The 13832-nt window shown below is 35.5% G+C and carries 11 protein-coding genes; 6 read left to right on the forward strand and 5 right to left on the reverse strand.

All coding sequences use genetic code 11. From position 1 onward, the window contains the following. Nucleotides 1-940 precede the first annotated feature (940 nt). The 5 genes from ubiA to AAGD70_RS01165 form a co-directional block, all read right to left on the reverse strand. Nucleotides 941-1798, reverse strand: a complete 858-nt coding sequence (gene ubiA, locus AAGD70_RS01145; protein ID WP_065095049.1) for a 4-hydroxybenzoate octaprenyltransferase — start codon at nt 1796-1798, stop codon at nt 941-943. Between the two features lie 3 nt (nt 1799-1801). After that, complete coding sequence (locus AAGD70_RS01150) at nt 1802-2200, reverse strand: ribosome-binding factor A (RefSeq protein ID WP_065095048.1); 399 nt, start codon at nt 2198-2200, stop codon at nt 1802-1804. A gap of 9 nt (nt 2201-2209) precedes the next feature. Continuing rightward, nucleotides 2210-4534: a translation initiation factor IF-2 gene (infB, locus tag AAGD70_RS01155; protein WP_065095417.1), complete on the reverse strand. Its 2325-nt coding sequence runs from the start codon at nt 4532-4534 to the stop codon at nt 2210-2212. Nucleotides 4535-4543: 9 nt separating this feature from the next. Next, entirely contained in the window at nt 4544-6115 is a 1572-nt protein-coding gene (gene nusA / locus AAGD70_RS01160; RefSeq protein ID WP_065095046.1) for a transcription termination factor NusA, read from the reverse strand. Between the two features lie 88 nt (nt 6116-6203). Next, entirely contained in the window at nt 6204-6686 is a 483-nt protein-coding gene (locus AAGD70_RS01165) for an efflux RND transporter permease subunit (RefSeq protein ID WP_245611084.1), read from the reverse strand. Nucleotides 6687-6731: 45 nt separating this feature from the next. Between AAGD70_RS01165 and AAGD70_RS01170 the strand changes: the two genes are divergently transcribed. From AAGD70_RS01170 to typA, 6 genes are all read left to right on the forward strand, one after another. Continuing rightward, a protein-coding gene (locus AAGD70_RS01170; RefSeq protein WP_341814070.1) for an IS5 family transposase occupies nt 6732-7564 on the forward strand; the annotation gives its coding sequence in 2 pieces (ribosomal slippage) (nt 6732-7098 and nt 7098-7564; 834 coding nt in all). After that, nucleotides 7557-8447, forward strand: a complete 891-nt coding sequence (locus AAGD70_RS01175; RefSeq protein ID WP_245611021.1) for a hypothetical protein — start codon at nt 7557-7559, stop codon at nt 8445-8447. Before AAGD70_RS01170 ends, AAGD70_RS01175 begins: the two co-directional genes overlap by 8 nt. Before the next feature lie 122 nt (nt 8448-8569). After that, the gene (locus AAGD70_RS01180; protein ID WP_022626228.1) at nt 8570-9895 is read left to right on the forward strand and encodes a dihydroorotase; all 1326 of its coding nucleotides are present in this window, start codon (nt 8570-8572) and stop codon (nt 9893-9895) included. A gap of 198 nt (nt 9896-10093) precedes the next feature. After that, a complete protein-coding gene (locus AAGD70_RS01185) occupies nt 10094-11278 on the forward strand; it encodes a dicarboxylate/amino acid:cation symporter (protein ID WP_065094922.1) in 1185 nt (394 codons plus the stop codon). A 3-nt stretch (nt 11279-11281) separates the two neighbouring features. Beyond that, entirely contained in the window at nt 11282-11878 is a 597-nt protein-coding gene (gene pyrE / locus AAGD70_RS01190; RefSeq protein WP_065094923.1) for an orotate phosphoribosyltransferase, read from the forward strand. 97 nt (nt 11879-11975) lie between these two features. After that, complete coding sequence (gene typA / locus AAGD70_RS01195) at nt 11976-13805, forward strand: translational GTPase TypA (protein WP_065095324.1); 1830 nt, start codon at nt 11976-11978, stop codon at nt 13803-13805. Nucleotides 13806-13832: the final 27 nt, after the last annotated feature.

A 13832-nucleotide genomic window follows, 5' to 3' on the forward strand; every position in this document is an offset into this window, starting at 1 on the left:
GTTTGGCGTTTTTTGTAATGCCGCGATTAGTATTAACTGATAATTGTGATTTAAGTCCGTCACAGTGCCCTTTTTTTTGTCATCCTAGCGTGTGACACTTTATGATGGTGTCATGCAAGTAGCTTGACACTGGTTCCCATCCAAGACGGTGTCATTCCAGTCTGGAATCCAGAAAAAAGAATGGTGTCATCCAAGTAACTGACACTGGTTCCTTTATGACGGTAGTGCCCAGAGGTGTCATCCCAGTGTCAAGCACTGGGATCCAGACTTTCCGTAAAAACGTTATATTTTAACATAACACTTTATATGCTCACCAACTTAATGCTAATCAAAATCCTGGATCCCAGTATCTGGGCACTGAGATGACACCCTCCTAGTAGAAACGCTTTTGTAATTGCAACATTCGTGTAATCTTTAGCCATAAACGTTAAGAAATTTACCAAACGAAAAAAAAGGCAAAAGAAGCCCCGTGGTGGTTGGCTATTTACTATGTACTAAAATATCGGCGTTTTTTTTATTCTAAAACGCTTGATTAAGAGCGATTTAGCTGCTTTTAACTTGCAACTAACCTACACCGCAAGTGTTTAAGAAATTTACTAAGCAGGAAAAAAGGCAAAAAAACCCCGTAGTAGCTAGCATTCAAATTCTCCCTTGTCAATTTGACGTTTTTTGCTGTCTTAAACGCTTTGTAAGCGCGTTTCGGCTTATATAGGTAAAAACCTAAAAATTTTTAAAGACATGCGATGCACGTAGTGCGAAAAATTAAACATGAGACGCCAAATACCCTAAGTTTTTTGTCATTAACCTGCACAGATTGCGAAGATAAATAAATAGCTTCAGTTTCATGATAAGGGCGCTGGCGGAGTTTGTCAAGGAAGTTTTTTCGTTTCTGCGGGCTACCTGAGTCTATTGATTTCATTAGAGCCGAAACTCTTGAGACCTAGGTGATAATTCTATCTAAAAGAATGCCGAAAAAGAGCAGCAACCCTACGTAGAAATTATTTTTAAATATGGACATGCATTGACTGGGATCGTCAGGATTGAAATTTTTGTGTTGGCGGTGAAATATGAACCCTACGGCAAGTAGAGCAATATAAAAAATGTTATTTAATGATGATAAGATACCAGCATATAGCCACGTCATAAGAGATATTAAATAAAATCTTTTCAACCAAGATTTTGTTGTATCACCAAAATATAATGCGGTAGATTTCATTCCGAGTTTTTCATCATCTTTTTTATCTTGATGAGCGTATATGGTGTCATAGCTAAGTGTCCAGAAGACGCATCCTATATAAAACAGCAAGGATTCTATACTGATCTGGTTTGTTATTGCTGCTGAGCCCATGAGCGATCCCATATTGAAGGTAAACCCTAAGAACAATTGTGGCCACCAAACATACCGCTTTAATAAAGGGTAAGTAGCTATCATACACATTGAGATTATTCCAAGTATAAGTGTAGTTTTATTAGTTAATAATAAGATTACCAGGGCAATAGACAGTAACAGTGAAAGTAAAGCCAAAGCCTGCTTTATGTTTAATGCACCACTTGCAAGTGGCCTATATTTTGTTCGTTCAACGTGCGCATCTATTTTTCTATCGAAGATATCATTGATTATGCACCCTGCGGGTCTCATTAAAAATGCACCTATAGTAAACAAAACAAGGAGAAAAAGAGCCTGATATGATAGAGAAGTTGAGGCTAAAAGAATACCGCTCAAACTAGGAAATAGCACAAGCCACAAACCTGTTAAACTGTACAACCTCATTAATGAAAAGTAATGGTTGAAATACATTAATTAAGTGTGATTATGTAATATTTTGCTTACATTAACAAAATTATCGAACGCTAAATCAGGCTTGAAAACTAACTCAGGTATAAATCGCAAATCAACATAACACAGTATAGATTTACGTATTGACCATGCAGATTGGTTCATTTCATTAACAACAGTGTTAAGATCACAATTATTCTCAGAAGGATCTCCAGTGCGTCTTTTTTCTGGATCTAAGTAGTCAGCTACTTGGATATTCAATGAAGATAACACAATATATACATCTGCTTTTTTCAAATCTTTACTTAATTTTACGTCAGATACCGCTATATTTTTATTGAACACCTTACCTTCCATTAGAACTCTTGATATTGCTCTATGCAATACCGATGCTATCTTTAGGTTTCTAATTTCCTTTTTCATATCCAGCTACTATAACACCCTTTCTTCTTGCACTAATTGATAAGCTTCCAAAATATCTCCAACTTTAATATCGATATTACCCTCTAGTGATACTCCGCATTCAAAGTTTACACCTACTTCTTTAACATCATCTTTAAATCTACGTAGTGCTTTTAACTTTCCTTCATGCACCAATTTGCCACCACGCACTATCTTAATTAAAGAATCTTTTTTTATGACTCCATCACTTACATAACATCCAATGATATTACCAGCTTTAGATACATTAAATATTTGCCTCACAGATGCAAAGCCAACACGAACCTCTCGTGTAACAGGCTTTAACATTTTAGTTAAATACATTCTCATGTCGTCAATGAGCTCGTATATTATGTTATAAGTATGTATTTCTACACCTTTTTGTTTTGCCAAGTCCCTTATTTTTGAGTCCACTTTTACATTAAAAGCTAAAATTACTGCACTTGATGCTTCTGCAAGCAGCACATCTGAATCTGTTATCCCTCCTACTGCTTTGTGTAGGATATTTAATTTCACTTGGTCTTTACCGAGTTTATCAATTGAACTTGATATTGCTTCAATAGATCCAGTTACGTCGCATTTTAAAACTACAGATAATTCTTCTATTTCACTGTTATTACGGCTGAATATATCTAAATCATCCTCATCTAAATTTTCTTCTTTTTTCTTGATTAACTCTAGCCTGTATTCAACAATTTCACGCGCCTGCTTTTCAGAATTTATAACAACAAATTTATCTCCAGCATTTGGCACACCATTTAGACCAGTAATTTCAATTGGAGCGGAGGGTAGTGCTGCTTTTTCTCTTTGACCGAGGTGATTAACCATACTACGTACTTTGCTGTATGTTGTACCAACTACCAATATATCACCAACCTTTAACGTTCCTTCCTCAACTATCAATGTGGCTGATATTCCTTTCGCTTTATCTATTTTGGATTCTATTACCCATCCAAGTGCTCGACAATCTTCTATTGCTTCTAGCTTCATTAATTCAGCGATTAACAAAATCGTCTCTTCTAGTTTATCTAAATTAGTTTTCTTTTTTGCTGATACTGGCACAATCATAACATCACCACCAAGCTCTTCAGGAATGAGATCATATTGAGGCAAACTATTAATTATTTTTTCTACATCACCAGGCTCAGATTTATCAATTTTATTAATAGCAACTATAATAGAAACATTTGCTGCTTTTGCATGATTTATTGCTTCAACTGTTTGTTTCATGATTCCATCGTCAGCTGCAACTACTATTACAACTATATTAGTAATATTGGCACCACGTGCACGCATCGCAGTGAACGCTTCATGTCCTGGTGTATCAATAAAGGTAATTTTTTGCTTATCTTTTATCGTTATTTGATAAGCACCTATGTGTTGAGTTATGCCACCTGACTCTCTTTCTGCAACATTAGATTCACGAAATGCATCGAGCAATGAGGTTTTACCATGATCGACGTGTCCCATAAAAGTGACGATTGGTGGTTTAGGTTTTTTAGGCAGGCTTCCTCTGCCTTCTATAAAAAATAAATCTTTTTCTCTGTTGGTATTGCTCACTCGTTTAGCCGTATGATTAAATTTTTCCACTATTTCACATGCTATATCTGGATCCACCAGATCATCTACTCTATAACTCTCACCGACTTCTTCTTTGAACATTTTTAGCACACTCTTGCTATCTTCTGCCATGCGAATAGATAACTCCCTGATAGTTATTTTGTCTGGTATAATAACTTCTCTTGATATATTTTTACCCTTAGTAAACTTTGACTTTCTACCTCTTATACCAAACCTTTGCTTAAATACAGGGGGTTGTTCAGTTTTTTCATCTATTGCCTGTGCAATTACCAGTTTAGAATGCTTAGAATATATATCTTTGTTGACTTTAAAAGACTTTTTATCGTTGTCCTCATGGTCAATACTATCTTCTTTTGGTTCAACTAAGTGGGTATTACTTAAAACTTGCTTATTTATTTTCTTAGATAAAGCGTCCGCTTCATTTTTCTCGTCAATCTCTTTATTGCTGTCTTCTTTTGCTGTTTTCTCTTTTTCTTCTCTCTGATTTCTTTCTTTCAGCAAAGCAGCATTCTGCACAGCATTAATGCGAAAAATTTGTTCTTTCTCTGTTAAAGAACATAATTTACTCTCGTCAAATAAATTATGTTCTTCTGCATCATGAGATTTTTTTCTTCTTTTTTTTACTATTGTAGCTCCAGTACTTGGGCTAGTTGAAGAGTTTAAATTGAGGTCTAATTTAAGCTTGCTTAAGCCTTGGAGCGTTAATTTTTTATTACTAATATCTTCATTATTCATATTATTTTATTATATTAACCCAAGCTTTTTACGTGCTTCTATGATTATTGAGTCTACTGTATCTTTTAGATTTTCTGAATTCATCTTATTATCAGCTGAGGAAGAGAGTATGCTGCAAAACTCATAACTTGATAAATCTGCTATGTCCTCTAAAGTCTTAATATCATGTTTACTAAGAGCAATTTTATTGTCTATTGATAAAGTTAAATTGATTACATCATCTTCCATACCTAGACTTTTTAGCTCTTCTATTTTTCTATCATTTTCTGCTTTCAGATACTTGTTTGCTCTATTGTGAAGTTCGTTTGCAATATCCTCATTAAAGCCCTCTATTGAAGCAAGCTCTTTAATTGAAGCGCTGGATATATCTTCTACGCTTGAAAAACCTTCTGTCACCAATAGCTGACCCATAATCTCTTCTAAGTTTAAAGCTTCAGCAAATAAAGCTGAACATTGACTAAGTTCTTTACTTCGCCTTTCTGATTCTTGCTGAGTGCTTAATATCTCAATTTTCCATCCAACAAGCTCTGAAGCTAATCTTACATTCTGGCCCTTTTTTCCTATAGCTAAACTCAATTGATCTTCAGCAACTATTAATTCTATGCAATTTTCATTTTCATCAATAATAACCTTCGATACTTCTGCAGGAGTAATGGCTTTAATAACAAATTGACCCAAATCTGAGGAGTAATTTATAACGTCAATTTTTTCACCATTTAATTCGTGTATAATGGTTTTTATTCTATCTCCCTTAACTCCAACACAAGCACCTACTGGATCAATGTTCTTGTCAGGAGAGAAAACAGCAACCTTAGACCTTGAGCCGGCGTCTCTAGCTATACCTTTAATTGTTACTAACCCATCAGCAATTTCTGGTATTTCTTGATTTAATAATGCCTCTAAAAAGCCTTCATGAGTCCTAGAAAGAATAATTTGACGTCCATCATCAGAGCGCTTAACAGTCTGTATATAAGTTTTAACCTTATCGCCTTCACGAAATGATTCACCACCGGTTAAATTTCGTAATGGAAGATATGCCCTAGTGCCATTTATGTCTATAATAAGATCTGAATATTCTACTTGTTTAACAATACCATACCTTATTTCTCCCACCTTATCTTTAAATTCCTCATATTGCTTTTTTGACTCTTCATCTTTAATTATTTGAGCAATTTTTTGCTGGGCAATTCTTGCTGAAGCAAGATCAGTGTTAAGAGAGAGTAATTCACTAACAGTATCTCCAATTTTTGCATCTTCTTTTATTAATTTAGCTTGTGTCAGCGTAATTGATTCATACTCAGTATTCTCTTCTCTATTTGATTCGTCATCAATAACTTTTAGTTTTCTGTATGAAGTAACTTTGCCTGTGTTTCTATCTATATTAACTACAATTTTACTTTTGCTACCATATTTTTGATAAGCCACTGCTTCTATAGCACTTTCTAGTGCCTTTATTACAACATCAAAATCTAAACCTTTTTGAAGTGAAAGCTCTCCTGCTGTTTTTATTACATCAAGGCTTCCAACTATGTTATTCTTGTTACTTTTCTGCTTAACACTGCTTTTACGATTAGCAATCATAATAAATAAATCCAATGTAATTAGTTATAATTATAGCTCCAACGGGCAAAGAACACTATCTTAAATGTTAAATGATTGCTAATTTAAGTCAAGTTTTTTCATGTCTTTGTATAACAAGCAACGCAGGAGTAAAGAATAAAGTTAAAACCGTTGCAACCAATATTCCACTTGCTATGGTTGTTGAAATGTCAACCCACCACTGGCTTGATGGAGCATCATATGTGATTTGTAGCGTAAAAAAATTGATATTTAACCTGGTAATCATCGGTATTAAACCAAGAACTGTGGTTGCAACGGTAAGCAATATTGGCCTAACGCGAGAAATTGCAGCGTTTATTACACATCGCTTGATGTCATTTTTGTGTACCTTAATTTGGTGATGAAAGGCATCAAGTAATAGTATGTTATTATTCACTATAATTCCCGCCAAAGCAATTATCCCCACTCCACACATAACAACTACGAAAACTTGTTGGATAAGAAAGAAAACAAAAAACACACATGTTGTGGATAAAAACACTGCTGTCATTACGATAAATGTATGGTATACATTATTAGAGGTTGTCCACAAACCAAGGAATACGTAGTATATAAAGAAAGAATATTGAGGTAAGAGATGAGGAAAAAATATCCAACAGATTTAAGTAAAAGGGAATGGGCAAGAATAGAAAAACACTTCAGAGTATCGTACAAGAAAGGAGGAAGGCCACCAAAATACAGTAAGTGTGAGATAGTAAATGCAATTCTTTATATACTGCGCACAGGATGTCAATGGTGCTATTTACCACACGATTTTCCGCCGTGGAAGGCTGTGCATGAACAGTTTAGAAGATGGAAGAAGCAGGGAATTTTTGAGAAAATGAACTATGATATCACTAAATATAGTAGGTCAAAAATGGGAAGAAATGAGGAGCCGAGCGCATGCATAGTGGACAGTCAATCGGTAAAAACCACGGAAAAAGGGGGGTCAAAGGTTATGATGGTGCGAAAAAGGTAAAGGGGAGAAAAAGACATATAATCACAGATACTCAAGGATTTGTGCTTGGTTGCTATGTAGGAGCTGCAAGCGAAAATGACAGAGATGGGGTGAAGATGGCATTGGACGATATGAAGGAAAAATACAGCAATATTAAGAAAATGTGGGCTGATATGGGATACCAAGGAAAATATTTAAAGGATTACGTAAAGAGAGAATATGGGATAGATATTGAAATTGTCAAAAGGCCTCCATGTAGGTTTTGGGTGCATAAAGATACACCACTAGAACTATTGCCACAACGGGATCCTGGATTTTCAGTACAGCCGAGAAGGTGGGTGGTAGAGAGGACTTTTGCTTGGATCAATAGAAATAGAAGGCTATCAAAGGAGTACGATTTACTTACAACATCTACTGAAAGTTTCATATATCTGGCTATGAGTAAAGTTATGTTAAGTAGGGAATATGCTTGATTTACTGGTTTGTGGACAACCTCTTAATGAACTTTCAGTAATAAAAAAACAAGCTGAAAATTTTTTACAAACCGATTTTTATAAAGCACAGAGTAAACCACTTCAAGGATTTGCTCCTTCTGGTGGACAGCTCTTTGCGGAAGTTCTGAAATATATAGAAACACTAGAAAAATTATCCGAAGTAAAAAAAGAAGGGCTAGTTAAAGATTTTTTGTTAAATCATGTTAGTTTATTGAATAAAAAGTATCCTAAATCACAGAGTAAAAGGGAAGATGCTATAACAATACTATCAAATGATGAGTTGAAGAATTTTTACAATAAAGGTGTAGAAGAAGGAATATTACAACCAATGGCATCTTACAAAGGATGCAGAAACCTGTATGACAAAATGAACCAGATAAAAAATGAATCCAAAAGTATAATTAAAAGAGAAGAACGGGAAGAAAATTTAAAGAAAATAGATAAGTCGATAATCAGCGCAATTAATGACATAAAAAAACATAGAGAAGCAATCCTTAACTGTAAAGACTTTCAAAGTTCTTACATAAAAGAGAAAAAAGAACATCCATTTAGAGGCAACGCATGTCAAAAAATGATTGATATATATCAAGAGAGAATTGTTGGATATCAGGAGAAAATTCGTCAAAACTTAAACCAAATAAAAGCGATATTAAAAAGTGCGCCGCAAGAAATGGATGATGTGGAAGAATTCGAGGAAATAATTGATGATATACATGAAGCAAAGCAGTGTGATGAAATTTTTGATTCAGCTTTAATTTGTTTATCGAACATACAGAATGAGCTAGATATTCAGCTGGAAAATCCTTCAACAGAACTCAGAGTTTCACACATTAACGTTAAAACTGAGCTAACTAGGTTATAAGAACCAAATCTTTAGGGTAATGAAAGCACTTTAATTCAAGACAGCTCTTAGTCTGTGTTTTAATTTGGTTGTGTTTTATTAAAAAAACTTTAAATTTATTTTATAATCGATACTCAAATATAATGACTCAAACTTGGGATTTGTTGCAAACAGGGCAAAAGGAAGGCTATAAAATTGCGTATACTAATGCTCGTATTATCGACCCGGAAACTAAACTTGATATAAAAGGTTCATTATTGACTGAAGGGGATAAAATTGTTGACTTTGGTGAATCATTATTTTCAACAAGTGGAGTTGATGAAACAATAGACTGTAAAGGGCTTGTTCTAATGCCAGGCCTTATTGACATTCACGTACATTTTCGTGAACCAGGCCAGGAACATAAAGAAACTATATATACAGGCAGCAAATCTGCAGCTGCGGGGGGAGTTACAACTGTAGTTTGTCAGCCAAACACTGTTCCAGCAATTGATAGCGTTATTTTGGCTAAATATTTGAAATATAGAGCACTTGAAACTTCACATGTAAACGTTGAATTTTACGCTAAAATCACCACTTCGGAAGAACACCTGACTGAAATGGCACTTTTAAAGGAAGCAGGTGCGGTTGGGTTCACCGATGATGGCATGCCAGTTATGAACCCAATGATTATGAGACAGGCGCTGCTTTATTCAAGTATGCTGAATGTTCCTATTGCTCAACATGCAGAAGATTTAAATTTATCTGCTGGTGGCGCAATCAACGAAGGTAAAATTTCTGAAGAATTGGGAGTAAAGGGGATCTTGAGTGCGTCAGAATCGGTTATGGTAAATCGTGATATACTGCTAATGAAGGATATGGAAAATGTGCACTACCATATTCTACATGTCTCTTCAAAAGATTCACTTGATGCTATTAAACGTGCAAAAGATTTGGGATTAAATGTTACGTGCGAAGTAACCCCTCATCACTTCACTTTGACTGAAGATATAGTAAAACAACATGGAGCAATTGCAAAAATGAATCCGCCGCTTCGCACTGAAGAAGATCGTTTAGCTATGGTTGAAGGTTTAAAGACAGGTGTGATTGATTGCATTGCAACTGATCACGCTCCGCATGATCGTAGTTCTAAAGATCTACCACTTGAAAATGCTGCATTTGGTATTGTTGGTCTTGAAACAATGCTGCCCCTTTCACTTGAACTCTATCACAGTGGGCAAATGGGTCTACTTGATGTGCTTGCAAAATTGACATATAAGCCTGCAGATATAATACACATACCACGTGGTCGTATACAAAAAAACCTTGCTGCAGACTTAATTTTAGTTGACCTCAATCATGAATGGGAAATTAAAACTGACAACTTTGCTAGTAAATCAAAGAATTCTCCTTTCGATGGTCGCAAAGTAAAAGGACACGTAGTACGTACTGTTGTGTCCGGCAAAACTATATACTCGCAGAAGAGTTAGTTATCATATCTTATCTATTCCAATTTGTTATCACCAGAATGGGCTAAGTGCACCTAAATTTAAATTAAGAAATCTTACACTGTCTCCGAATAAACACATCCTCTTATCTTTCCCTAATCTGTAAAGTTATTTTGTCTATCAATCTGATTCCAAAACAGCAAAATTATTGTATAATGTTACTTTGAAGTTTTATTTTCAATGCACAAGTTTGCAATACTCTTTTCTATACTGCTTGCAATAGTTGCTTACTACCTAAACAATGAAATCATATTTGAAATAGCAAAGCTATTTAGTGATATCTTTATCAGCTTGCTCAAATTAATAAGCTTACCTCTGGTTTTTTTATCCATAGTTTCCACAATTTCCGGGCTCAAAGACTCAATTGAAATCAAAGTCTTAGTTAAGAAAACACTATTTTATACTCTGCTTACAACTATTATAGCTGCGTTTGTTGCATTATCGTTTTATTTGTTAATAGATCCAGCAAGAAAAAATTTCATAAGTAATACAATAGGGAGTATTAACAGCAATAACCACAGTTATTTTTCATATTTAAAATCACTCATTCCTTCTAATTTTGTGCAAGTTTTTCTTGAAAATAATATGATTGGTAGCATATTAATCGCTTTTTTGATGGGTGGAGCTATTGTTTCACTTTCAAAAGAAAAGCAGGATATATTATATCAAGTATTCTCTGCACTTTTTGATACGCTACTTAAAATTGCTCAAGGGTTATTAAAATTTATTCCGCTTGCTGTTTGGTCTTTTATTACATGTTTTTTGCATGAATTAAAAGGCGGTAGTGAGTTCTACAACCTTTTATGGTATTTTGTTTGCATAATGTCTGCAAATTTTGTGCAGGCATTTCTGATTTTACCGCTATTTATGTGGTATAAAGGCATATCACCAATTCAAACGCTGAAAGGGGTTATGCCGGCACTCATACTTGCGTTTTTTTCTAAATCATCCAGTGCAACATTGCCAACAACTATAGAATGTGTGCAGAACAAGCTAAAGGTGCCAAAGAAATTGTCGTCTTTTATTTTACCAATATGCACAACAATTAATATGAATGCATGTGCTGCATTTATACTAATCACTGTAATGTTTGTTGCAGAAATGAACGGATACGTATTTTCCTTAAGCGAAATGTTGATATGGATTTTTTTAGCTACAGGAGCTGCAATTGGTAACGCTGGAGTGCCGATGGGATGCTATTTTATGGCAAGCAGTTATCTCATGTCGATGAATGTTCCTTTGCACATCATGGGACTTATTTTACCTATTTACACGATCATCGATATGTTTGAAACTGCAATAAATGTGTGGTCTGATATTTGCATAACTCAGATAATTAATAAAGAATGTAATAGTGAAACTTGAAAAATGATATTAGACGAAAATAACCTAATAATAAAAGAATTTAAAGAAGCAGAAGCAATTTTGCATGGGCATTTTGTTTTATCATCCGGACTGCATAGTGGCACATACATACAGTGTGCGAAGATTTTTGAAAATCCAAGCAGAGCCATGAAAGTTTGCGCATTATTAGCAGATAAAATAAAAAAAGAATTAAATAGCTCCATAGATTTAATATTATCTCCTGCAATTGGTGGAATAATTGTGGGTTATGAGATTGGCAGGCAGCTTGGAATAAAGACAATGTTTTGCGAGCGCGTTAATGGTAAGTTTGAATTACGCCGTGGATTTAAGATCAAAAAGGGTGAGAAAATATTACTTATCGAGGATGTGATAACCACAGGCAAATCTTCACTTGAAGCAGTGGAATGTGCAGAAGGGAAAGGAGGTAAAGTTGTTGCTGAAGCTTCTTTGATAAAGAGAAATAGTGAAACGAAACTGCCTTTTCCTGTCATATCTTTGATTGAACTGAACATCAAAAATTACAGCGAGGAAGAACTTCCAAGTGAATTAAAACAACTACCCATAACAAAACCTGGGAGTAGAGAATATTTAACAAAGTAATCCTATAATATCTTGGAAGCACAGCACAGCTTTAGTTATTTACTCTAAGTGTATTTTATGTATACTTATTACTAAATTAATTTTGAAATGATAGAAAATGAACGAATTTAAATCGATCCGAAATATAGCAATAATCGCACACGTTGACCATGGTAAAACTACTTTGCTTGATAACATGTTAAAACAAAGTGGTACGTTCCGCGAGAATCAAGAAGTTCAAGAGCGAGTTATGGATAGTGGCGACCAAGAACGTGAGCGCGGAATTACAATACTTGCAAAGTGCACATCAATAATGTGGGGCGATGAAAAGATCAATATTATTGATACGCCAGGGCACGCGGACTTTGGTGGAGAAGTAGAAAGGGTATTGTGCATGGCAGATGGTGTATTGCTGCTGGTTGACGCTGCAGAAGGTCCCATGCCACAAACAAAATTTGTGCTCTCAAAAGCACTAAAAGCAAATTTGAAGCCAATTGTGATAATCAATAAGGTCGACCGACCAGACAGCAGAATTGATGAAGTATTAAATGAAATATATGAGTTATTTTTTAACCTTGATGCAACCAACGAGCAGCTAGATTTTCCAGTGTTGTATGCTTCAGGTAGAAATGGCTGGTGTGCTAAGGAGCTTTCTGATGAAAGAAAAGATTTAAGCCCATTATTTTCAACGGTTATAGATTATATAAAACCTTCTGTTTATAATCAAAATGCACCTTTTGCTATGTTGGTCACTCTACTTGAGTCTGATAAGTTTCTTGGCAGAATATTGACAGGAAAGGTTTATCAGGGCATTGCAAAAGTCAATTCAGATCTTAAGGTGCTCGACCTCGATGGCAAAGTAATTGAACGAGGAAGATTAACTAAGTTGCTCTCATTTTCTGGCTTGAAACGCATTCCAGTAGAACAAGCTGTGGCGGGAGACATAATTGCAATTGCAGGACTTGAGGAAGCTTCAGTTTCAGACACTATAGCGGCGCCAGAAGTTACAACTGCAGTAAGCTCAACTCCAGTTGATCCGCCGACAATGGCGATTACTCTGAGCATTAATGATTCGCCTTTTGCTGGGCAAGAAGGTACAAAGCTTACCTCAACTGCTATAAAGGATCGCTTATACGCGGAGGCAGAAACAAATGTTGCAATTACTGTGACTTTGGCACCAAGCGGTGAAGCGTTTGAAGTAGGTGGACGTGGTGAGCTACAGCTTGGGGTGTTAATTGAAAATATGAGGAGAGAAGGTTTTGAGCTTTCGGTATCACGCCCTCGAGTGCTATTTAAGGAAGAAGATGGCAAAAAACTTGAACCTATAGAGGAAGTAGTAATTGATGTAGATGATGAATATAGTGGAATCATCATGGAAAAACTCAGCTTCCGAAAAGGTGAAGTGACTGACATGAGACCTTCTGGTAATGGCAGGACAAGATTAACGTTTTTAGTGCCATCAAGAGGATTAATTGGTTATCAAGGAGAGTTTTTAACTGATTCTCGGGGTACGGGCATAATTAACCGTTTATTTCACAGTTATGCTCCACATAGAGGTCCAATTTCTGGAAGGCGCAATGGAGTTTTAATTTCTACAGATAAGGGTGAGGCTGTGGCATATGCAATTTTCAATTTGCAAGACAGGGGAATTATGTTTATTAAGCCACAGGACAAGGTATATTGTGGCATGGTTGTCGGCCAGCACAGCCGTGACAATGATTTGGAGATAAACGTGCTAAAAGGTAAACAATTAACCAATGTAAGAGCTTCAGGTAGTGATGAAGCCATAAAACTTACCCCTCCAAAGATAATGACACTGGAGGATATGATAGCGTATATAGATGATGATGAATTGGTGGAAGTAACTCCAAAATCTATACGTTTACGCAAGAAATTCCTTGATCCAAATGAACGTAAGCGTGCAGGAAGGGCAAAGAATAAGGAGTAATCAGAGGTTGAACATTTGCGAAAAATA

The organism is Wolbachia endosymbiont (group A) of Nomada flava, from assembly GCF_964027055.1.
Classification (GTDB): Bacteria; Pseudomonadota; Alphaproteobacteria; order Rickettsiales; family Anaplasmataceae; genus Wolbachia; species Wolbachia pipientis.